Origin of the sequence: Aeromonas sp. 9A, from assembly GCF_963900955.1 — a bacterium.
In the GTDB taxonomy this organism is placed as follows: domain Bacteria; phylum Pseudomonadota; class Gammaproteobacteria; order Enterobacterales; family Aeromonadaceae; genus Aeromonas; species Aeromonas salmonicida.
This window is the reverse complement of the sequence record NZ_CAWRFG010000001.1, coordinates 3221747-3243398: the sequence shown is the minus strand read 5'-3', so window position 1 is coordinate 3243398 and position 21652 is coordinate 3221747. Positions and strand designations below refer to the sequence as shown.

Below are 21652 nucleotides of genomic sequence, written 5' to 3'. Positions count from 1 at the left end.
TCTGTCTGACGAATCAATAAATCTGGAAGTATGGAAACCTATTGTAACCTTTGGGTGCTTTTGGTGGCTGAAGTGCCCCCATGTGTGCCATCAGGAAAATGAGTAGGCTGATACAATGGGTACAAAGCTGAAAGGTGCTCATCATTGATGGGGTTACCATATTGATTACCTTCGTTAGGCTATTTAAAAATATATCGTTATATCTGTTGGTTCTACTGATGATTACTACTTTCCCATTGTTCTCGATGGCAGCAAGCAGACTGTTAGAAGTCACATTGCGGAATATCAGCCATTAAAACAATTACCGGATCAGTTGCTTGGAATAAAAGCTGCACCTCGCCCCCATAAACTCGGATGACGCGTCTCGCCTTTCCGAGGCCAAAGGAGACTCTCATGAATAAAGAATTAATAATTTCCAACAAATTACGGCGAGACTGGCATCAGCTTTCTGCATCGGACACGCTGAATGAATTGGAATCCTCGCATATTGGACTGGCCACTCAGAATATTCCGGACCGAAACCGCCATTTCGGTAAAAATCGTCTCCCAGAAAAAGCACGACAAGCGGCGTGGTTGCGATTCTTAGCTCACTTCAATGATGTATTGATTTACATCCTGATAGGTGCCTGTATTTTAACCGCGTTAATGGGGCATTGGGTGGACACTTGTGTCATTCTGGGGGTGGTTCTGATTAATGCCGCCATTGGCTTTTTTCAGGAAAGTAGTGCCGAAAAATCGCTCCAGGGCATTCGCGGTATGCTGTCTAGCCGTGCACATGTCCTGCGTGATGGCGCATTGCAGGATATCGATGCAGAAAAATTAGTGCCTGGCGATATAGTATCGCTTCGACCAGGTGACCGTATTCCGGCTGATCTACGTCTATTTGAGGTACACAATCTGCGTGTCGAAGAAGCCATCCTTACTGGAGAATCGACCGTAGTTGATAAGCACATCCAACCTTTACCGGGGGCAACACAGTTGGGCGACCGCCTGAATATGGCCTACTCCGGCACTATGGTGAGTTCAGGTACAGCCAAGGGCATCGTTGTTGCGATCGGCAATCAGACTGAACTGGGCCACATCAACAGCATGCTTGCTGCAGTGCAAAAATTGCAGACGCCTTTACTGGCCCAGATGGAGCGGCTTGGCAAGGGCATTTTCCGGCTTATTGCCATCATGATGGTGGGTCTCTTTGCCATTAGTCTGCTGATCCATACTGTGCCGTTGCCGGAATTGTTGCTCAGCCTGATTAGTCTAGCTGTTGCTTCCGTTCCGGAAGGGCTGCCTGCCATCATTTCGATCATCCTGTCGCTAGGGGTGCAAAGTATGGCTCGTAAAAAAGCCATCATCCGCAACCTGCCCACCGTAGAAACATTGGGTGCAATGACGGTCATTTGTTCAGATAAAACCGGCACATTGACCATGAATGAAATGACCGTGAAGGCAGTCGTGCTGGCCGAGCGTGAATTCAGTGTGGATGGCGACAGTTATGAACCGGTCGGCTACATCCGGGACGCAGCAAGCGAAGCTGTAATTCAAGTCGCAGAAGAGCCTGTGCTATCACGCTTCATTGCTACTGTGCAGCTTTGTAATGACAGCCAGTTGCAACAAAACGAAGCAGGGCAATGGCTCATTATTGGGGCTCCGACGGCGGGTGCCCTGCAAGTGCTAGCTGCTAAATCTGGGCTGAGTTTTAGCAATGCCGAGCTGATCGACAAAATTCCTTTCGATTCCTCGTATAAATATCAAGCCAATTTACAGAGAATTGACGGTGAGCTCATGGTACTCATCACGGGGGCCCCTGATGTGTTGTTTGAGATGGCATGTACCCAACAGGGCAAGGAAGGTGAGCAGCCATTCTGTCGCGAATACTGGGAAACAGCAATGGCACGCTATGCCAGCAAGGGTTTGCGGATGATGGCGGCTGCATTCAAGTGCATACCAGCCGATACAAAGGAACTGACCCATGCCGATCTGGCAAACGATGTGCAATTTCTTGGTCTTGCGGCCATGATGGATCCCCCGCGCCCGGAAGCGATCAGGGCCATTGCCACCTGTCAGCAGGCCGGCATTAGAGTCAAGATGATCACCGGTGATCATCCGGAGACCGCGATGGCCATCGGTGCCATGTTGGGTATGCCAAATACGCAGGAAGCCGTTACCGGTGCTCAACTTCAGCAATTGAGTGACGACGAGCTGATTGATGTTGCCGAATGTAATGACATTTTTGCCCGTACGAGTCCTGAGCATAAGCTTCGGCTGGTCAAGGCGCTGCAGTCGCGTGGCCATGTGGTTGGTATGACGGGCGATGGTGTCAATGATGCACCCGCACTCAAGCAGGCTAATGTAGGTATAGCAATGGGCATCAAAGGTACGGAGGTGACCAAAGAAGCTGCCGACATGGTGCTGGTTGACGACAACTTTGCCTCAATTGCCAGTGCAGTCTCTGAAGGCCGTCGCGTGTATGACAACCTGAAAAAAACTATTCTTTTTGCCTTGCCGACCAACCTGGCGCAAGGGTTGCTTATTGTGGTTGCACTATTGCTGGGCACCACGATTCCGCTGACGCCATTGCAGATTCTGTGGATGAATATGGCCACTTCAACCACCCTTGCGTTTGGCCTTGCTTTCGAACCGTCCGAGCCCGGAATGATGCGACGTAAGCCGCGAGCGGCCAAAGCCAGCATTCTTGATGGATATGGCCTATGGCGCATCGCGCTGGTTGGCGTACTGATTGCAGGTGGCGCCTTCTGGCTGGAGGCTATTTTGCTAGGCAAGGGGAACAGTGATAGTTTTGTCAGCACAGTGTTGCTGCAGATGTTGGTCACCGCACAGTGGGTCTACATGTTTAACTGTCGAGAGCAGACTCGCTTTTCGCTCAATGCGAGCATGTTCCGCAATAAAGGTCTCTGGCTGGCCAGTGTCGTCCTGCTGATGCTGCAACTCGCAATTATCTACCTACCAGCAATGAACCGAATCTTCAGTACTGAACCGCTGCCGTTTTATTACTGGGGTATGACATTGATGGTTGGCTTCGTGATTTTTGCAGTCATCGAGTTCGAGAAATGGCTTGTGCATCGTGTGTTTGGCAACAGCAACCGAACAAAAAGTCACGTTGCGACCACTCACGCAAAGGAGGATGCATAAAGATGAGTGTGTTGCCTTGTGGTCCCTATCGAGACCATTGCTCAAGAGGAAAACAGCGGGATTGCCAGCAAATGTTCATGGTGACAGGAAGACAGAATAATCAGTTTACATCACAGCCAGCCGCGTTACTGCATGCGCCCATTACCGGTTACCCATCATTAAATGAGCGAGCTGCTGGTGACTGCCAGTTATAACCTACCAATCAACTTGATTACGGATATTACAAAATGAAAGCACTCACCTTCCCCATACAAAAGTTCTGTGGTGCACTCGGGTTCAGTAGTTTTTTGTTTGCAGCCCCCTTACTGGCGGTACAACTTACCACAGCCCCACCTCAGACTCTGGCACCTGCCGTTATCGCTCAAGTCAATGCCTTGGTCGATGCGGATGCTGACCGGCTGGCCGCTATTTACAAGGATTTACACCAACACCCAGAAATTGCATTTACTGAAGTTCGCACCGCGAGCATCGTCGCTAAAGAGCTTAAGCGTTTGGGCTTCAAAGTTACCGAGGGGATTGCCCACACTGGGGTAGTTGGGGTGCTGGAAAATGGCCCCGGACCTGTTGTTTGGTTTCGCGCCGACATGGATGCTGTTTCGGTGAAAGAAGAAACTGGCTTGCCGTATGCGGCGACAAAAAAGCAACGTCTTGTTGATGGCAGTGAAATTGATGTGATGCATGCCTGCGGACATGATGCACATGTGACCTGGTTACTGGGCATGGCCAATACCATGGCAAAAATGACAGCGAAATGGTCCGGAACGTTGGTGGTTTATGCTCAGCCTGCCGAAGAAGTGGGTCTTGGCGCTCAAGCAATGGTAGATGACCAGCTCTGGGAGCGAGGCTTTCCCAAGCCAGACTATGCATTCGCAGTCCACGGTGTGCCTGGGCCGGTTGGCTATGTTGCAAGTGTAGCAGGTATACGCATGGCAGGTACGGACCAATTGGATGTCAACTTCAAGGGCGTTGGAGGCCATGGTTCAAGTCCTGAAATGACGATTGACCCTATTGTAATGGCTGCGCAGGCGGTTCTGTCTTACCAAACAATCATCAGCCGCAACCTTGACCCTCAATCGTCAGCTGTGTTGACGGTTGGCGCGATCGAGGCTGGACGTGACAACAACGTCATACCAGCAGAAGCAAAGCTCAAACTCAATCTTCGCTGGTTCAGTCCTGACATCCGCGAAAAGATGCTGGCACGCATAGAATCAATGAGCAGAGGTATTGCCATTTCAGCAGGTGTACCAGATAACCAGATGCCAACGCTAACCATGAAAGGTCATGCTGGTCCTCTGGTGAATGACGCGACATTGGTAGATAGGATCAAGCCTAATCTGACCCTCCTGCTGGGGGGAGACAAGGTGGTCGACAACTTCCCCTCCGTCATGGGGTCTGAAGATTTCCAGGAGGCATTTGCTCCGCTGGGAACACCCTACGTCTACCAGTTTATTGGTATTGCGCCCCCGAAGCTTTTTGCTGAGGCAATCGAAAATGGTCAGCCAGCGCCCTATAGCAACCACAACCCGAACTTTTTTGTCGACTTGACCGCCATTCCAGTGGGCACCAAGATTAACACCATCACAGTTCTGAGCTTGCTACAGGGACAGCCAGTCCCACAATTGTGATGGAAAAGCTAATGATGGCTGCGATTAGTTCAACATTATTTTGTTGTGGAATCGTTTATTGATGGCCGGAATATGCAGGTGGGCAGTAGAAAGATGCGAATGACCGCTGTCTGGTGGCGACATAGTAAAAAAACGAACATAGAAGAAAGCGGCCAAATGGCCGCTTTCTTCCTATTCAGTTGGAAAATAACCAGCAACAAACTCAGCCCACGCATCCATCATAGGACGCCGCTGATCGAGCAAATCAGTACGGTGGTATGCAGCTTCGACCTTGTTCTGAACTGTATGGGCTAACGCTCGTTCAGCGAGATCCCGCGCATAGCCCTGCTCGCTGCACCAGTCTCGAAAGCTGGAACGAAAGCCATGGGCAGTCGCCATTCTGCCAGGAGTACAGCTCTCCGCTTTGGCCCTTCTCAGAAACATCGTCAGCACTGTGTCTGAGAGTGGTACTTGGTCTCTGGGAGAAGGGAATACCAATTCGTCATGTAATCCCCTTAACCCCTTCAGGATCTTGACAGCACGAAGAGATAACGGAACACGATGTTGTTGCTTGGCTTTCATACGCTCGGCAGGCAAGGTCCAGATCTTTGCCTCCAAGTCTACTTCTGACCACTTCATGGCTCTGACTTCACCTGAGCGGCATGCGGTCAGGATCAAGAACTCCAGCATTGAGCGGGTTACATCGTACTGTTGCGTTGTTCTCAGATGTTTTTGCACAAATGCAGGGATATCACGCCAAGGCATCGCAGGCTGGTGTTCTACCCGCACAGACTTGCTGGGTTGTGCCGGTAGTAAATGACCCACCACATCTACTGGGTTTGCAGAGGTATAGCCGTGAGCCCATGCCCAAGCCATCACTGCGTGTAGGCGCTGCTTAACACGGCTTGCTGTTTCCGGGATCGTCAGCCATATCGGTTGCAGAACTGAAGCGATATGAGCTGGGGTGATGGTATCAATGGAGATAGCGCCAATGGTAGGAAAGGCATATTGCTCCAATGTGGTGATCCATTGCTTACCGTGTTTGGGGTTCTTCCAACCTGGTAGCAAGCTTTCGTAGACCAATCTGGCAGATGCTTCCAACGTCGGGATCTTCGGCTTGTTCTGCTCCTGCAGTCGGACCTCTAGCGGATCCAGGTTATTCGCCAGCTGTTCCCGCATTGCCTGTGCGTCTCGAGCTGCATCAGCGATGGATATCTCGGGGTAAGTCCCGAGGCCTGCATTCCGCCGTTTCTTTGTCAGTGGGCTGACATAGCGGAATACCCACTTGCCTCTGCCCTTGGCGGTAGAAGGGTGTAGCGTCAAGCCTGTAACGCCACCGTGAGCAAGGGGTTTATCTTCCGGCTTGATGTTACGAGCTTTAGTATCGGTGAGGATTGCCATCAGGGAACCTCCTTGAGAATTGAATATGCCACGCAGTATGCCACCAAGCATGCGCAGTGGTAATATGTGATTGGGATGGATTGGACAATGCTTGGCTCTAACTTACTGATAGTAAATGGCGTGTTGGGTTTGCATGGAGTTGATTGGACTTGATTGCGGCGGGCACCTCCTCCGCCATATTCAGAAAAGCCCAGACAACCTTGTTGTCTGGGCTTTTTGCTATTTGCGATACGAGCTCATATCCGGATCCAGGTTGCTGCGGTTGGCTTGCGTCACACCCACCGATTGCAAAACAGTGTTCAGCTATCATTTTTGACATTCTCTCCATGTCCTCCTTTACAGGCTCTGGCCGCTTACCAACACTCTGTTGAGTAATGGCTCAGAATGGAGCGAGACATGCGTGAACAACGTGAACAAATGGTTCAACTCTTTGATCAGGAAGTTGATTTCCCTGCCGATGAACAGCTGGTATCCACCACGGATCTGCGTGGCGTCATCACTTATGCCAATGATCATTTCTGCCGGGTTGCCGGTTACAGCCGTGCTGAACTGATAGGCCAGCACCACAACATGGTGCGCCATCCCGACATGCCCAAGGCCGCCTTTGCCGATCTGTGGGGCAAGCTCAAGCAGGGGCAGCCATGGCGCGGCATGGTGAAGAACCGTTGCCAGGATGGTCGTTACTACTGGGTCGATGCCTATGTCACCCCCATCTTCGAGCAGGGCAAGATAAGTGGCTATCAGTCGGTGCGTTGCCGTGCCGATCCGCAGATGAAGGAGATTGCCGCCAGGACTTATGCCCGCCTGCGCGCCGCCGAGCAGGGAGGGCGCAAGCCCCGTATTTCCCTGTCACGGCTGCGCCATCTGGTTGCCGGTTCAGGATTGCTGGCGCTGGCCTGGCTGGGTGCCGTGCAGCTGGGATCCTGGGCTCCGCTCTATATGGCTTTGCCACTCCTGCTGCTGGGAGGTCTCTACCGCCACGAGCTCATCACGACTCCACGCTATTTGCAGCAGCTGGCCGATGAATATGACAGCCTGACCCGGCTTATCTACTCGGGTCAGGAGCCCAGCGCCATCGCCGATTTTCACATCAAGTTGCTGCAGGCCCGCATCCGGACCGTGCTGGGGCGGGTGGACGATGCTACCCACGCCTTGCAGGATCTGGCCGTACACCTGAAGAGTGCCTCCAGTGAGGTCAGCTCGGACATTGCCGAGCAGGATGCCCAGACCCAGCAGATGGCGGCGGCCATTACCGAGATGGCGAGCACGGCGCAGGAGATTGCCCGCAACATTCAGGACACCAACAGCCAGGTTGCTCAGGCCAAGGCTCACTGCCAGCACACGGACAAGCAGTTGCTCGACACGGAGCGCAAGATAACCGAGCTCGCGACGCAGGCGGAGCATGCGTTTGCTTCTGCGGTAGCGCTGGCCAGCGAATCGGATCGTATCGGGGTCTTGATGGGCGAAATTCAGGGCATCGCCGATCAGACCAACCTGCTGGCGCTCAACGCCGCCATCGAAGCGGCCAGAGCGGGAGAGCAGGGGCGGGGGTTTGCGGTGGTGGCGGACGAGGTGCGTACCCTATCAACCCGGACCCACAAGGCGACCGAGCAGATCCAGAGCAGCATAGGGCAGATCCAGCGCACCCTGAACGGCTGGAAGGGGATGATGCAGAACAACCTGCAACAGACGCAGTCCTGCGTGGAGATGACCCGGCAAGGTTCCGACAGCCTGCATCAGGTACTGGCCGAGATTGAGCTGGTGATGGATTTCTCTGCCCAGATCTCGGCGGCGGCGGAGCAGCAACAGGCGGTAGTCGAAAACATCAGCCAGAACGTCAATCTCATCTCCCAGCACTCCCACGCCAACAGCAACAAGATGCAGGATGTGGATGAGTCGAGCGAGATACTGCTGACCAAGGCCAGACAGCTCAAATCCTTGGGGCAGACCTTCGGCTGATGCTCCCGCGCGCTCACCAAAAGCAACAGGGCCACCCATAGCGGTGGCCTTGTTGCTTGTACTGTCCTGCGTCTTGGTGCTGCCCGCTTGATGCTGTGAGGTGCAGCTAGGCTGACCGGGTCCGGATGAAGGGCTTAGGGGGGCGCCGCCGCCAGCTCGATCCCCTTGTCGTTGTACATGGCGCGATCGGCGTGGATAAGCCACTGCTCGGCACGCCAGCCCGGCTGGTATTGGCTGACCCCGACGCTGATGCCAACCTCGAGTTGATGCTCCTTGACCTGAAATGGCTGGGCCATGGCCATTCTGATCACCTCGGCAATGGCCTCGGCATCGAGCAGGTCGTGATCGGGGAGCAAGAGCACGAACTCGTCACCGGCTAGTCTGGCGAAGAAGCGCTGGTGGTTGAGGCTGCGGGTGATCCGCTCCGCCAGCTGGCAGAGGATGGCATCACCATGGCTGTGGCCAAAGCCGTCGTTGACCTGTTTGAAGTTGTTGAGATCGCAAAACAGCAGGCAGCCGGGGTTGGGGCTGCTTATCTGCGCCTCCAGCCGCTCCATCAGGCTCAGGCGGTTGGGCAGGCCGGTGAGGGGATCTCTTCGTGCCAGCTGCAATATCTCCTCTTCCCGCTGCTGGCGCAGGGCAATCTCGCGATTGAGCCGTTTGTTGCACACCAGCAGGTAGACCGCCAGCAGCAATATGAGCACGCAGGCAGCCAGACTCAGCAAAAACCAGGGACGCCAGAATACCCACTGCTCGGAGGGGGCCTGATAGAGAAAGTCAGTCAGCGGCACGGGTCGCTTGATGAGCCCGATTTCGGCCAGCTGCTCCATGATGTGGGTGACGCGATCCGGGTTCATATACCCGATCTCCACATAGAGCGGTTGTATCATCTCCTTGCTGACCTGCAGCTCGTACTCCATGTGGGCCTGACTGCGGTTGACGCCATACTCCTTGCGCAGCAGGGCGATGGCCTCCTGGGGATGGGCGAGGGCATAGCGCCACCCTTCAAGGCTGGCGGTCCGAAACCGCTCTACCCTGCCCGGATGGGCCTGCTCCTGCGCCTGAGTGGTGAAGAGTATGTCGCTGTAAAAGTCGATGCCGTAATTGCGCGGGTTGATGACGGAGACGGGAATGCCGCGATCTTCCAGATAGAAGGGCTCGTTGCTGAGATAGGCGTTGAAGATATCGACCCTGCCCTCGACGAGATCATCGATATTGACCGAGGTCTGGATCGGGGTAAGTTGGCTTTCATTGAGACCTTGATAGAAAAGTGTCGCCAGCAACTCGGCATCCTGATGGGCGGAAAACATCATGATCCGTTTGCCACGCATGCCATCAACAGTGAGAATGCCGCTGTCACGACGGGCCAGGAAGATGGACGGCGAGTGCTGAAAGACGCAGGCGAGCGCCAGCAGTGGCTTGCCATTGGCATAGGCGGTCAGCACCTCTGTGTTGCCGACGCCAAAGTCGGCACGACCGCTTTGCACCTCGTCCACCGGGCTTATTCCCTTGCCACCGGGCCTTATCTCCACGTCCAGTCCGGCTTTGGCATAGAAGCCCTTGGCCTTGGCCATGTGATAGCCCACAAACTGGGGCTGGTGCAGCCAGCGCAACTGGAGCACCACCCGCTCCGGGGCTTCAAGGGAGGATTCATTGGCCAGGAGGGGCCCGATATAACTGGCGCCAATCAGCAGCAACCAAAGCAAGTATCTCTTCATCCGTGCGATTCTTGTTCTGAGTATTCATGGGGGGGCGACCCCTTGATGGAGTCATATTCTTGTAATGAAACACATTCTAAAAGGTTATAGATGTACCGGATACTAGCGCAGCACAAAGATTTTATGTTGATCAACAAAGGGCCGGGCCTTGGCATGCATGACGAAGCCGGTGAGTCGGGTCTGGTCAATCCGGGACTGGTCAGTCGCGTCAAGGCCGACACAGGGCAGGTGCTTTATCCCGTTCATCGGCTCGACAAGATGACCTCAGGTCTGGTGTTGCTGGCGCGCACTACGGCGGCTAACCGGGCGCTCAGCATGGCATTTGCGGATCGACAGGTGAGCAAGCAGTATCTGGCCCTCTCCGATCGCAAGCCCAAAAAGAAGCAGGGCTGGGTAAAAGGGGACATGCAAAAAGGGCGGGGTGGCAGCTGGATGCTGGCGCGCAGCCTGGACAACCCCGCCATCAGCTGGTTTGACTCAGTGCCGGTGCGCGAGGGCCTGCGGCTCTATCGCATCAAGCCCCAGACCGGCAAGACCCACCAGATCAGGGTTGCCTTGAAAAGCATAGGGGCACCCATTCTGGGGGATGAGCGTTACGGCGGTACGGCGGCTGACCGCGGCTACCTGCATGCCTGGCGCCTGAGTTTCACCCTGGCAGATGAAGCATTCGATTTTATCTGCCCTCCCGATGAGGGGGCCATGTTTCTCACCCCCGAGCTCCATGTCGCTATCGCCGGATTGAGCGAGTGAGGGGAGGACAAGACACTATGCGTACAGACTGGATCCTGGCTGACTTTGACGACACCCTGGCCCCGGGCGACAGCCACGCCGGCTTGCTGCGCTATATACTGCGCCGTCGCCTCTGGCCACTCTTGCTGCTGCCGGTGATCGCACTGGGTGGCCTGGTTTACCTAGTGCCAAGCCGGCGCAGGCAGGGGATTTCGCTGATCTGGTGGGCCATCACACTGGGGCTTTCGCCACTGGGCTGGCGCAAACTGGTGCGGGCCTATTGCCGCACCCGGCCTGGGCTGTTTCGCGAGGCGCGCGCCTTGCTGATGAAAGACGGTGATCGCTGCTGGGTGATCTCCGCCAGCCCTCGCGCCTTGGTGCGCGGGCAACTCCATCAACAGTTGCCTGGCAAGCTGCCCCATCGCACCCTGGGCTCGCGGATGCACTACCGCTTGGGCGGCTTGATGCCGCGCTTTTACTGCCACGGTCAGCACAAGATACTGCCCGAGATCCGTGCCCTCACTGTGACGCTGGCCCTGAGTGACAGCCTGCACGATCTGCCGCTGCTGGCGCAGGGCGCAGAGGCCTGGCTCATCAATCCCACCCCCCTTCGTCTGCAAAAGGCGCAGGCCTGTTTGCCCCACATCATGACCAAATGCTGGCGACTGTAAGGCAAAGCTGACAGCCCTGCGGGTCGCCATGGGGCGATCCGCAAGGCTGCGGCTTGAATGTCACAATCTATTTACATCTTTTGATGGAGAACCCCGAGAAACTATCTGAAACCCGCCTCTTCTCTTCTGCCGCGCACCTGCATCTAATGAAACAAGTTGTTAACAAGGCCTGTTTGACGGGATCGACGGTCAGGCCGTCGCCCCAGGTCAAACCGCTTTAACCACTTTCAGTCATCAGCACATTGCAAGGAGCGCATCATGACGACCACTTCCTCCTCTTCCCGTTCCCACACCATCAATCCCCTCGGCTCGGATGGCTTCGAATTCGTCGAGTACACGGCGCCGGATGCCAAGGGCATTGCCGCCCTCAAGGCGTTGTTCGTTTCACTGGGTTTTGCCGAAGTGGCAAAGCACAAGCACAAGCAGTGCTGGCTCTATCGTCAGGGTGACATCAACTTCGTGGTCAACGCCGAGCCACACTCCCAGGCGGAGCAGTTCGCCAGCCTGCACGGGCCCAGTGTGTGCGGCATGGCATTTCGGGTGGCGGATGCGGGCAAGGCCCAGCAATACGCCATCACCAAGGGGGCCAAGCCCTTCGTCGGCAAGATAGGGCCCATGGAGCTCAACATTCCTGCCATCTATGGCATAGGCGAGAGCACACTGTCGTTTGTCGACCGTTACGGCGACAGGGGCTCCATCTATGATGTGGATTTTGTGTTTTACCCCGACTGGCAGGCGCGCATGGCCGAGGTGGATGCGGGGCTCTACGAGATCGATCACCTGACCCACAACGTCCAGCGTGGCAACATGGATGTCTGGTCGAATTTCTATGAGCGGATCGGCAATTTCCGGGAAATTCGCTACTTCGACATAGAGGGCAAGCTGACCGGCCTGCACTCTCGTGCCATGACGGCCCCCTGCGGCAAAATCCGCATCCCCATCAACGAATCCTCCGATGACAAGTCCCAGATTGAGGAGTACCTGCGTCAGTACAAGGGGGAGGGGATCCAGCACATAGCGCTCGCTTCCCGTGACATCTACCAGACCATCCGCACCCTGCGTGGCCGTGGTACCGGTTTTATGCCGACCCCGGACACCTACTACGAGAAGGTCAACAGCCGGGTCGAGGGCCATCAGGAAGATCTGGCCTCCCTCAAGGATCTGCAGATCCTCATCGATGGTTCTCCCACCAAGGACGGCATACTGCTGCAGATCTTCACCGACACCGTCATAGGCCCGGTGTTCTTCGAGATCATTCAGCGCAAGGGCAATGAAGGGTTTGGCGAGGGCAATTTCCAGGCACTGTTCGAATCCATTGAACTGGACCAGATCCGCCGTGGTGTGTTGCATGGAGAACCCAGCGATGCGTAACTGGATAAGCTTTCCTCATCGGGAGGGAACTCACTCCCGTCAGGCTCATGCCGACTTGCCAGAGCAGGCCATCTATGAGCGCGAACTGGGGCGGGCCGGCTTCTTCGGCCCCGCCACCCATATGCACCACAAGCATGCTCCCACTGACTGGACCAACTGGGAGGGGCCGCTGCGGCCGAGGGCGTTTGACTTGAACGGCTTGCAGGAGGAGGTGAGTTCCCTCTCCCCCTGGGTGATGCCGGATATTCTGCACAATGCTCACTGCCGCTACCGGATGTGGCGTTTGCACGAGCCTATGCCGTTTCTGGTGCGCAATGCCGACGGCGACGAGCTGCTGTTCATCCACGAGGGCAGTGGCGAGTTTTATTGCGACTACGGCCACCTGACCTTGCGGGATGGCGACTATGTGGTGATCCCCCGTGGCACCATGTGGCGCATCGAGCCCACGGCGCCCATGTTCATTTTGATGATAGAGGCGACCAACGACAGCTATCAGCTGCCGGACAAGGGGCTGGTGGGCAATCACGCCATCTTCGATCCGGCGGCGCTGGATGTGCCTGCCATCAATGAACGCTTTCTGGCCCAGCAGGATGAGAATCCCTGGTCGCTGCAGGTCAAGCGCCACAACCAGGTGTCGGTTATCACCTGGCCCTTCAATCCGCTGGATGCCCAGGGCTGGCACGGGGACTTGTGCGTGGTGCGCCTCAACTGGCGCGACATTCGCCCGCTGATGAGCCACCGCTACCACTTGCCGCCCTCGGCCCACTCCACCTTCGTGGCGAGCCGGTTCGTCATCTGTACCTTCGTGCCGCGCCCCATAGAGAGTGATCCCGGCGCCCTCAAGGTGCCCTTCTATCACAGCAACGACGACTACGACGAGGTGCTCTTCTACCATGCCGGGGACTTCTTCAGCCGGGACAATATCGAGCGGGGCATGGTTACCTTCCATCCCGCCGGCTTTACCCACGGCCCCCATCCCAAGGCGTTTGCGGCGGGGCAGGCCTATGCCAAGAAGTTCACCGACGAGGTGGCCGTGATGCTGGATACCCGCGATGCGCTGAACGTCGGCAGCCTGTGCGAGGGGATAGAAAACCCGCGCTACGTCAGCAGCTGGCAGCGTCCCGAACTTTCGACTGCCACTGGCAAATAAGGATTTTTATGAAACTTGCAACCTTGAACAATGGCAAGCGCGATGGTGTCCTGGTGGTGGTCAGCCGCGACTTGAGCCGTGCGGTGCGGGTGCCATCCATCGCCCCCACCCTGCAGTCGGCACTGGATGAGTGGGCTGAGACCGAGCCCAAGCTGGCCTCCATCTATCAGACCCTCAACGATGGCACCTGTGCGGATACCTTCCCGTTTGATGAGAGTGCGTGTCTCTCGCCCTTGCCCCGTGCCTACCAGTGGGCCGACGGCAGCGCCTACGTCAACCATGTGGAGCTGGTGCGCAAGGCCCGCGGCGCCGAGATGCCGGAAAGCTTCTGGCACGATCCCCTGATCTACCAGGGCGGCTCGGACTGCTTTCTGGCTCCCCGTGGTCCCATCGTCATGGGCTCGGAGGCCTGGGGTATCGATTTTGAGTCGGAAGTGGCCATCATTACCGACGACGTGCCCATGGGAACCAGCCCGCAGGCGGCCGCTGCCCACGTCAAACTGTTGATGCTGGTGAACGACGTGAGCCTGCGCAACCTTATCCCCGGCGAGCTGGCCAAGGGCTTTGGCTTTTTCCAGTCCAAACCGTCGAGCGCCTTCTCGCCGGTGGCCATCACGCCGGACGAGTTGGGCAGTGACTGGCAGGAGGGCAAGGTGCATCTGCCGCTGGAAACCCATCTCAACGGTACCCTGTTCGGCGCGCCCAATGCCGGGGTGGACATGACCTTCAACTTCTTCGAGCTGATTGCCCATGCCGCCAAAACCCGGCCGCTCGGGGCGGGCTGCATTATCGGCTCCGGTACTGTCTCCAACTATGACCGCAGCGCCGGTTCCTCCTGCCTCGCCGAGCGGCGGATGTTGGAAATTATCGAGTCCGGTCAAGCCACTACACCCTTTCTGTGCTTTGGTGATACAGTGTCCATCGCGATGCAGGATCGCAACGGGATGAGTCTGTTCGGCACCATTTTGCAAAAAGTCACGCAACAGGATGCCAGCCAGACGAAGTGAATAAGCCAGCGCGGACACAGGGCCGACTGGTGAACGGCAGGTGCCCGCGCACCTGCCAACACAGGGACAGATTATGTTGCAGTTGTTTGGATATTGGCGTTCATCGGCAAGTTATCGGGTACGGATAGTCATGCAGCTCAAGGGGCTCGATTATGAGTATCACCCGGTCAACTTGAGGCAGGGCGAGCAGCGCGAGAAGGCCTATCATCGTGTCAATCCCCAGGGGCTGGTGCCCTTTCTTATCGACGGGGATGTGCAGTTCGGTCAGTCGGTTGCCATCATGGAGTACCTCGACGAGACCTATCCCGCCTATCCGCTGATGCCCTCGGCCGCCCAGGCGCGGGCCAGGGTGCGCCAGATAGTCAACATGATCGCCTGCGACACGCACCCCCTCGACAACCTGCGGGTGCTCACCTATCTGGAGCAGGATCTGGGGCTGGGCAAGGCGCAGCGTGATGCCTGGTATCGCCACTGGATTGACGAAACCTTCAGAGTGCTCGAACCCTTGCTGATGACCACGGCCGGCGTCTATTGCGTCGGCAACGAGGTGACCCTGGCAGATTGCATGCTGGTGCCCCAGGTCTACAACGCCCGCCGCTACGACATGACCCTGGATGAGTACCCCACCATTGCGCGCATCGTTGCCAACTGCGAGCAGCTGCAGGCCTTTATCAAGGCCGCGCCAGAGCAGCAGCCGGATGCGCAGGCCTGACATTATGCTGATCTTTGTAGGTTGTGCTTCGCAAGCTCAGCCCAACCTACCCTACTACCATTCAAGAAAATTGTTATAAGCACTATTGAATAATTCGCTCACCAAGTGTTGGTGGGAGTACAGCGGAAAGAAGTAATGGTACAGCTTCAATGGTAATCTTCCCGTCTTTGATTTTTTTCTTTATATATTCAGGGTATTTCTCAGGGAGGTATATTTCTTCGAACCAAACTCTGAATTCAGAAATGGCAGAAATAGGATATGCATGAATTTCTGGGTCTATCTGGCGATATGACTCTGGGAATTTATGGCGAATTTTAATTCTTGAAGAATACTTGCTGTCTAAGTTGTTTATTTTCCAAAACTTAGCCCAATGAATGCCTAAGCTGCCATCTGGCATTATAGAGTCATCAACAAAAATGTTGTGTCGAATCAATGATGCGATTATGGTTGTGGCTTCATCAAACATTGTAAAGAAGCCCTTAGGTGACTGGTTGTTTAGTATCCGCTCTTGGAATAAAGCCCAACTTTGAGCAAGTTGATTTTGCTGACTGTAGTTTAAACGTTCATAGATGTAAGTTCTTAAACCTAATTTTGCGGCTTTTCTATAATTACTTATAGCTTCAGGTTTTGTGGCTGGAGAAAATGAGCGTAATAGTCAGTGATTGCCATGACTATTTGCTCTGGTACCGCATGAATTACGTCTGTGATAGAGTTCGCACTGTCAATTTTTACATATAAACTATCAGGGGTGTCTTCACTTTCAGTCCACTCTTTAATTAACTCTTCGAGTTGCTTACCTCGAATCTTCCCTTGTGCTGAACCAGCCTCCCAATCTTGGGCTAATTGAACTATTGTACTCGGTGCTACACCACAAAATTTTGCTAAACCTTGAAGTGATAAAAAGGTCTCACCATTAGGCAAAACACCCATGCTAATGTTATCTACTTCCTGCATTTTTACAGGAACTAAATTTAAAGTTTTCTGTTCCATTAACACCTCTGAGGTTAGATGGTTGCTATGACTCTGACAAAATTCATTCAATAGCGCTTAGCTTAATCTCATTAATTTCAAGCTTTATTCTTCGGCGAAATCATGGGGGTGTTTATCTCCAATTTCTCGTACCTATGGTATAGTGAACTAGCCTTAGCAAAGTGGTCCTTTTCTGCCGACGCAGCTCACGTTCATGAATGGCAAAGTAGTCGTTTATATCTTACAAAATTATAATGAAACGTTCTATGAAATTAATCTAATAGCCACCAGAGATGGTTGATTATTTGCGTTAGCGCACATTCTATTTTTGATACCTCCATCGTAAATATTACAAAAAAGAAAGCCCCTCACTCAGGTAAAGGGCTTTGTTGATATTGTTTATTCGGACAATAGAGATTCAGTAACTCTGCTGGTGGACGTCCATCACGGCGCGACCGGACGGGTCGGCCATCTCCTTGAACTTGGCATCCCACTCCAAGGCGGTCGGAGTAGAGCAGGCGACCGACTTGCCGTAGGGCACGGTACGGGCGGCGGACTCCAGCGGGAAGTGCTCGTCGAAGATGGCGCGATAAAAATAGGCCTCCTTGGTGAGCGGTGTGTTGACGGGGAAGCGGAACGCCGCCGCCTCGAACATCTGATCCGTCACTTCGACCTCGACCATGGCCTTGAGGCTGTCAATCCACGAATAGCCCACGCCATCGGAGAACTGCTCCTTCTGGCGCCAGGCCACTTCGTGGGGCAACAGCTCCTCGAAGGCTTCACGCAGTATGTGTTTCTCGATCTTGCCGTTGCCACACATCTTGTCGGCAGGGTTGAGGCGCATCGCCACGTCCATGAACTCCTTGTCGAGGAAGGGCACGCGGCCTTCCACACCCCAGGCGGCCATGGACTTGTTGGCGCGCAGGCAGTCATACAAGTGCAGGGAGGCGAGCTTGCGCACGTTCTCTTCGTGGAACTCTTTGGCGTTGGGCGCTTTGTGGAAGTAGAGGTAGCCACCGAACAGCTCGTCGGAACCTTCACCGGAGAGCACCATCTTGATGCCCATCGCCTTGATGTAACGGGCCATCAGGTACATGGGGGTGGAGGCGCGGATGGTGGTGACGTCATAGGTCTCGAGGTGATAGATGACGTCCCGCAGGGCATCCAGCCCCTCTTGTACCGAGAAGTGGATCTGATGGTGAACCGTGCCCAGATGGTCGGCCACCTTGCGGGCGGCGGCGAGATCCGGCGAGCCTTCCAGCCCCACGGCGAAGGAGTGCAGCTGCGGCCACCAGGCAGCACTGTTGCCATCGTCCTCCACCCGGCGGGCGGCGTAGATCTTGGCAATGGCGGAGATGACGGACGAATCCAGCCCGCCGGAGAGCAGCACACCATAGGGCACGTCGCACATCAGCTGACGCTTGACGGCCGCTTCCAGCGCGGCTTTCAGTTCCGCTCTGTCGCTGACCTTGTGCTCGACCGCGCCGTATTCCATCCAGTCGCGCTTGTACCACTGCTTGAGCTCGCCATCCTTGCTCCAGAGGTAATGTCCGGGCGGGAAGGTTTCGACGCTCTTGCAAACCGGCACCAGGGCTTTCATCTCGGAGGCGACATAGAAGTTGCCGTGCTCGTCGCGACCGGTATAGAGGGGGATGATCCCCATGTGATCACGACCAATCAGGTAGGCATCCTGTTCGGCGTCATAGAGGATGAAGGCGAAGATGCCGTTGAGATCGTCCAAAAAGGCGGGGCCCTTCTCCTTGTAGAGTGCCAGCAGCACCTCGCAGTCGGAGTGGGTCTGGAACTGGAAGTCGACCTTGAGGTTCTTCTCGAGTTCCTTGTGGTTGTAGATCTCGCCGTTGACGGCCAATACGTGAGTGCGCTCCGGGTTGTAGAGCGGCTGGGCGCCATTGCCCGGATCGACGATGGCCAGGCGCTCATGCACCAGTATGGCTTTGTCTGAGCTGTAGATGCCGGACCAGTCAGGACCGCGGTGACGCAATCGCTTGGACATCTCCAGGGCCGATTTGCGCAAGGCTGCTGCATCGGATTTGATGTCCAGAATGCCGAAAATAGAACACATTGGCGGTAATCCTCTTGATTTTTATAGGAGCCCCCCACATACGGGCTCGAAATTCCATTTACATTCCTCGTCAATCACAATGCCTAGCGCAAAAACCTTTTGCAAGCGGGAAAACCGCAGAAAATCATGCCGTAAACGTCAAGCAGACGGGCAGATGGGTTGAGCGGAAAAACAGGGCGAGTTGACGCCAACGTCAAGTGGTGGCGGGCTCGAAGATCACATAGACCTTGCGACAGGGGGTGAGTGTCTCCCACTCCCCGACAAAGCCGGCCGGAATAACGAACTGATCCCCCGGTTTGAGGGCAAGTTGACCCCCCAGGCTGTCGTGGATCACCACATCCCCTTCCAGCAGCTGGCAATATTCGTGCTCCGTGTAGTGGATGGCCCAGCGCCCCGGCTCGCAGGCCCAGAAGCCCACGTGAAACTGCTGGCTGGGATCCGAGTAGTGGTTCCAGAGGGTTTGTGCAGGGTTGCCGGCCTTGATGCGCTCGGCTGGGGGCGTGAGCGGGGTGGGGGCCGCCTCGTGGCGGTCGAGCAAAATCCAGTCGTTGAGAGTTTTCATGGTGCATCCTTGCCAATGGTGAGTGAGAGATTGAGGGTGCGGGGCCATCCTGGCCCCGCGTTCGTTTAGTTTGTTTAACAATGTTGACGTTAAGTTAAACGAGGTGGCCACTCCTTGACAAGGGGGGACTCGGTGTCGAGTGGCTGCAACTCCCTGATGACGTGGCGAGCGAAGCCGCTGCCTGCCTCGTCGTAGACGTTGAACACTGCATCGACGCCCTGTTCACGCAGAGAGGCGATATCATCCTCGAAGCGGACTATGGCCGCTATCTTGCCGTGAAAACCGTGGCTGCGCAGCTTGTCGATGGCGTAGAGGTTGCCCGAGTGGTGGGGCATGGCGAGGATCACCAGCTGAACCTGATGGGAGAGGATCACCTTGTCCCAGAAGTCGGTATCGGTGGCATCCCCTTCCAGCACGTTCATCCCCTGTTCGCGCAGCAGGGGTGCCTTGTCCCCGTTGTTTTCGACCCCCAGTATGACGTTGCCGTATTTGCGCTCCAGCTCATGATAGGCGCCCTGTCCGATGCGCCCCATGCCGAGGATGATCACCTCTGCATCCCCCAGTTCGATGGGCCTGTCATCCAGGTGCAGGGTGTCCGATTGCAGGCGGCGCAACCAGGGGCCTATGTGCTGATAGATCCACTCGCTGTAGCTATTGAGCGGGGCCGACAACATGAAGCTGCCCGCCAGCGCCAGCGAGAGGGCGACCAGCCATTCGTGGGAGAGCCATCCCGCCTTGGCGGCGATGGCGGCCACAATCAGGCCGAACTCAGAGTAGTTGGTGAGAGCCAGCGTCGAGAGCAACGCGGTTCGCACCCGCAGCCGGGCACCGCTGTAGACCAGATAGTAGAGGGCGCTTTTGAGCGGCAGTGCCAGCATCAGCACCAATGCCATCCACATGGTTTCCTGGGTCGGCATGCCGTTGAGGCCGATGGAGAGAAAAAAGCAGATGAGGAACAGATCCTTGAGGCTGAACAGGGATTTTGCCATCCCCGCTGCCGCCGGGTGGGAAGCCAGCAACATGCCGATCACCAGGGCCCCCAAGTCCGGCTTCAAGCCGACAGCCTCAAAGGCGGCGGCCCCCAGCACCAGGGCCAGGGTGATCCCCATCAGCATCTGCAATTCACCGTGACCGGCACGCTCCAGCAGCTTGAACAGCAGGGGGCGCAGGAAGGGCAGCGCCAGTATCCAGAGCGCCCAGATGCTGGGCAATTTGCCGGTGGAGGCGGTCAGAAAGCCCACCGCGAAGATGTCCTGCATGATCAGCACCCCGATGGCCAGCTTGGCATAGAGGGCATTCATGTCGCTGCGATCTTCCAGCACCTTGACCGCAAAGACGGTACTGGAGAAGGAGAGGGCAAACCCCAGCATGATGGCGTGGGGCCACTCCAGATCCAGCATCAAGGTCATGCCGACCCCCTTGCAGGCGAGCAGGATCACCCAGAACAGGCCGCTGGATAGCAGGATATGGACGGTGGCAGTGCCCCACACGTCACGGCGGAGCAAGGTCTTGATGTTGAGCTTGAGGCCTATGGTGAACAGCATCAGGGTCACCCCCAGCTCGGCCACCGTGGTCAGTACTTCGGAGCTTTGATAGCCGAGGCCATTGAGCACAAAACCGGCGGCGAGAAAGCCGATCAGGGGCGGCAGCCCCACCAGGTTGACCAGCATGCCGCAGGCGAAGGCGACGGCAATGAAGAGCGGTTCCATGGATGACTCCTGTGATCACATCAGACGATATCGATATCCACGACTGAGTCGAAGATGTGGTTCGGGCGAAACGGCATGCGATCGATATCCGCGACCTTGCTCACCCCTGACAGCACCAGCACGGTTTCAAGACCGGCCTGGAAGCCCGCCAGAATATCGGTGCGCAGGTTGTCGCCGATGATGATGGTGTCGTCGGAGTGGGCCTCCATCCGGTTCAATGCCGCGCGAATGATCCAGGCGCTCGGCTTGCCCACATAAAATGGCTTCTTGCCCGTCATCCGCTCTATGGGAGCGCAGAGGGCGCCGCAGGCAGGATGCATCATGGGGCCATGGGTATCGGGGTTGGTGGCGATGAAGCGGGCCCCCTGATCCACGAACTTGGCCCCCAGCTGCATCATGGTCCAGTTGTAGTTGCGGGTCTCGCCCACGACCACGAAGTCGGGGTCTATGTCGGTGATGGTGAAACCGGCCTTGTAGAGCTCGTGGGTCAGGGCCCCTTCGCCAATCACATAGGCCTTCTTGCCATCCTGGCGTTTGAGAAAATCGGCTGTGCCCATGGCGGAGGTGTAGAAGCACTCCTCCGGCACCTCGATCCCGGCGGAGCGGAAGCGGTTTTGCAGATCTTTCTGGGTCTGGGCCGGGTAGTTGGTGAGGAACAACAGCTTGGTGCCCTGTTCCAGCAGGCGATGGACGAAGCGGTCGGCACCGGGGATGAGATCGTTGTTGTGCAGAATGACGCCGTCGATGTCACAGATGACGCTTTTTTTCATGGGAACTCCTTTGTATAGGGCACAAGAGTGAACGCGGGGCGGACGCCAACTCTTAATATCTTCAATCAGTTATGTTGTTTTTGTGACGCC

At 55.9% G+C, this 21652-nt stretch carries 17 protein-coding genes; 9 read left to right on the top strand and 8 right to left on the bottom strand.

The genetic code is table 11. The annotated features are described in order from the left end of the window. The first annotated feature begins 393 nt into the window (after nt 1–393). Together AACX78_RS14975 and AACX78_RS14970 are read left to right on the top strand one after the other, a co-directional pair. Nucleotides 394–3147, top strand: a complete 2754-nt coding sequence (locus AACX78_RS14975; protein WP_159166682.1) for a cation-transporting P-type ATPase — start codon at nt 394–396, stop codon at nt 3145–3147. A 227-nt stretch (nt 3148–3374) separates the two neighbouring features. Continuing rightward, on the top strand, nt 3375–4772 hold the full coding sequence (locus AACX78_RS14970; protein WP_159166681.1) for an amidohydrolase: 1398 nt from the start codon (nt 3375–3377) through the stop codon (nt 4770–4772). 171 nt (nt 4773–4943) lie between these two features. Here AACX78_RS14970 and AACX78_RS14965 read toward each other — a convergent pair whose 3' ends face one another. Beyond that, nucleotides 4944–6152, bottom strand: coding sequence for a tyrosine-type recombinase/integrase (locus AACX78_RS14965; protein ID WP_159166680.1), 1209 nt, complete (start codon nt 6150–6152; stop codon nt 4944–4946). A 396-nt stretch (nt 6153–6548) separates the two neighbouring features. On the opposite strand from AACX78_RS14965, the gene AACX78_RS14960 reads away from it, so the two are divergent. Further along, the gene (locus tag AACX78_RS14960; RefSeq protein ID WP_201302866.1) at nt 6549–8111 is read left to right on the top strand and encodes a methyl-accepting chemotaxis protein; all 1563 of its coding nucleotides are present in this window, start codon (nt 6549–6551) and stop codon (nt 8109–8111) included. A 134-nt stretch (nt 8112–8245) separates the two neighbouring features. Here the strand turns inward: AACX78_RS14960 and AACX78_RS14955 are convergent, their stop codons facing one another. Beyond that, nucleotides 8246–9829 (bottom strand): GGDEF domain-containing protein, encoded by a 1584-nt coding sequence (locus AACX78_RS14955; protein ID WP_159166679.1) that lies wholly within the window; start codon nt 9827–9829, stop codon nt 8246–8248. A 90-nt stretch (nt 9830–9919) separates the two neighbouring features. On the opposite strand from AACX78_RS14955, the gene AACX78_RS14950 reads away from it, so the two are divergent. The 6 genes from AACX78_RS14950 (at nt 9920) to maiA (ending at nt 15469) form a co-directional block, all read left to right on the top strand. After that, on the top strand, nt 9920–10579 hold the full coding sequence (locus AACX78_RS14950) for a TIGR01621 family pseudouridine synthase (protein WP_034524454.1): 660 nt from the start codon (nt 9920–9922) through the stop codon (nt 10577–10579). 17 nt (nt 10580–10596) lie between these two features. Continuing rightward, the gene (locus AACX78_RS14945) at nt 10597–11229 is read left to right on the top strand and encodes an HAD family hydrolase (protein WP_159166678.1); all 633 of its coding nucleotides are present in this window, start codon (nt 10597–10599) and stop codon (nt 11227–11229) included. 258 nt (nt 11230–11487) lie between these two features. Further along, entirely contained in the window at nt 11488–12600 is a 1113-nt protein-coding gene (hppD, locus tag AACX78_RS14940) for a 4-hydroxyphenylpyruvate dioxygenase (protein ID WP_159166677.1), read from the top strand. Next, a complete protein-coding gene (locus AACX78_RS14935) occupies nt 12593–13750 on the top strand; it encodes a homogentisate 1,2-dioxygenase (protein WP_059169666.1) in 1158 nt (385 codons plus the stop codon). The genes hppD and AACX78_RS14935 overlap by 8 nt, the downstream gene beginning before the upstream one ends. Before the next feature lie 8 nt (nt 13751–13758). After that, nucleotides 13759–14757, top strand: coding sequence for a fumarylacetoacetate hydrolase family protein (locus AACX78_RS14930; RefSeq protein WP_159166676.1), 999 nt, complete (start codon nt 13759–13761; stop codon nt 14755–14757). Between the two features lie 73 nt (nt 14758–14830). Then, on the top strand, nt 14831–15469 hold the full coding sequence (gene maiA, locus AACX78_RS14925; protein ID WP_201302865.1) for a maleylacetoacetate isomerase: 639 nt from the start codon (nt 14831–14833) through the stop codon (nt 15467–15469). Nucleotides 15470–15551: 82 nt separating this feature from the next. On the opposite strand, the gene AACX78_RS14920 is transcribed toward maiA, so the two are convergent. From AACX78_RS14920 to AACX78_RS14895, 6 genes are all read right to left on the bottom strand, one after another. Next, nucleotides 15552–15935: a hypothetical protein gene (locus AACX78_RS14920; protein WP_159166674.1), complete on the bottom strand. Its 384-nt coding sequence runs from the start codon at nt 15933–15935 to the stop codon at nt 15552–15554. A gap of 146 nt (nt 15936–16081) precedes the next feature. After that, complete coding sequence (locus tag AACX78_RS14915) at nt 16082–16459, bottom strand: hypothetical protein (protein WP_159166673.1); 378 nt, start codon at nt 16457–16459, stop codon at nt 16082–16084. Nucleotides 16460–16856: 397 nt separating this feature from the next. Then, nucleotides 16857–18521 carry an asparagine synthase B gene (gene asnB / locus AACX78_RS14910; RefSeq protein ID WP_111587688.1) on the bottom strand — a complete coding sequence of 555 codons (1665 nt, stop codon included), beginning with the start codon at nt 18519–18521 and terminating at the stop codon, nt 16857–16859. A 193-nt stretch (nt 18522–18714) separates the two neighbouring features. Further along, complete coding sequence (locus tag AACX78_RS14905) at nt 18715–19083, bottom strand: cupin domain-containing protein (RefSeq protein WP_159166672.1); 369 nt, start codon at nt 19081–19083, stop codon at nt 18715–18717. A gap of 89 nt (nt 19084–19172) precedes the next feature. Beyond that, nucleotides 19173–20792, bottom strand: a complete 1620-nt coding sequence (locus tag AACX78_RS14900; protein ID WP_159166671.1) for a cation:proton antiporter family protein — start codon at nt 20790–20792, stop codon at nt 19173–19175. Nucleotides 20793–20812: 20 nt separating this feature from the next. Continuing rightward, complete coding sequence (locus AACX78_RS14895) at nt 20813–21562, bottom strand: HAD-IIA family hydrolase (protein ID WP_058395458.1); 750 nt, start codon at nt 21560–21562, stop codon at nt 20813–20815. Between the last annotated feature and the right edge of the window lie 90 nt (nt 21563–21652).

What these genes read in the sequence shown, in the direction of transcription:
- AACX78_RS14975 (WP_159166682.1), top strand. Translation starts at nt 394, where the DNA reads ATGAATAAAGAATTAATAATTTCCAACAAATTACGGCGAGACTGGCAT.
- AACX78_RS14970 (WP_159166681.1), top strand. Translation starts at nt 3,375, where the DNA reads ATGAAAGCACTCACCTTCCCCATACAAAAGTTCTGTGGTGCACTCGGG.
- AACX78_RS14965 (WP_159166680.1), bottom strand. Translation starts at nt 6,152, where the DNA reads ATGGCAATCCTCACCGATACTAAAGCTCGTAACATCAAGCCGGAAGAT.
- AACX78_RS14960 (WP_201302866.1), top strand. Translation starts at nt 6,549, where the DNA reads ATGCGTGAACAACGTGAACAAATGGTTCAACTCTTTGATCAGGAAGTT.
- AACX78_RS14955 (WP_159166679.1), bottom strand. Translation starts at nt 9,829, where the DNA reads ATGAAGAGATACTTGCTTTGGTTGCTGCTGATTGGCGCCAGTTATATC.
- AACX78_RS14950 (WP_034524454.1), top strand. Translation starts at nt 9,920, where the DNA reads ATGTACCGGATACTAGCGCAGCACAAAGATTTTATGTTGATCAACAAA.
- AACX78_RS14945 (WP_159166678.1), top strand. Translation starts at nt 10,597, where the DNA reads ATGCGTACAGACTGGATCCTGGCTGACTTTGACGACACCCTGGCCCCG.
- hppD (WP_159166677.1), top strand. Translation starts at nt 11,488, where the DNA reads ATGACGACCACTTCCTCCTCTTCCCGTTCCCACACCATCAATCCCCTC.
- AACX78_RS14935 (WP_059169666.1), top strand. Translation starts at nt 12,593, where the DNA reads ATGCGTAACTGGATAAGCTTTCCTCATCGGGAGGGAACTCACTCCCGT.
- AACX78_RS14930 (WP_159166676.1), top strand. Translation starts at nt 13,759, where the DNA reads ATGAAACTTGCAACCTTGAACAATGGCAAGCGCGATGGTGTCCTGGTG.
- maiA (WP_201302865.1), top strand. Translation starts at nt 14,831, where the DNA reads ATGTTGCAGTTGTTTGGATATTGGCGTTCATCGGCAAGTTATCGGGTA.
- AACX78_RS14920 (WP_159166674.1), bottom strand. Translation starts at nt 15,935, where the DNA reads ATGTTTGATGAAGCCACAACCATAATCGCATCATTGATTCGACACAAC.
- AACX78_RS14915 (WP_159166673.1), bottom strand. Translation starts at nt 16,459, where the DNA reads ATGGAACAGAAAACTTTAAATTTAGTTCCTGTAAAAATGCAGGAAGTA.
- asnB (WP_111587688.1), bottom strand. Translation starts at nt 18,521, where the DNA reads ATGTGTTCTATTTTCGGCATTCTGGACATCAAATCCGATGCAGCAGCC.
- AACX78_RS14905 (WP_159166672.1), bottom strand. Translation starts at nt 19,083, where the DNA reads ATGAAAACTCTCAACGACTGGATTTTGCTCGACCGCCACGAGGCGGCC.
- AACX78_RS14900 (WP_159166671.1), bottom strand. Translation starts at nt 20,792, where the DNA reads ATGGAACCGCTCTTCATTGCCGTCGCCTTCGCCTGCGGCATGCTGGTC.
- AACX78_RS14895 (WP_058395458.1), bottom strand. Translation starts at nt 21,562, where the DNA reads ATGAAAAAAAGCGTCATCTGTGACATCGACGGCGTCATTCTGCACAAC.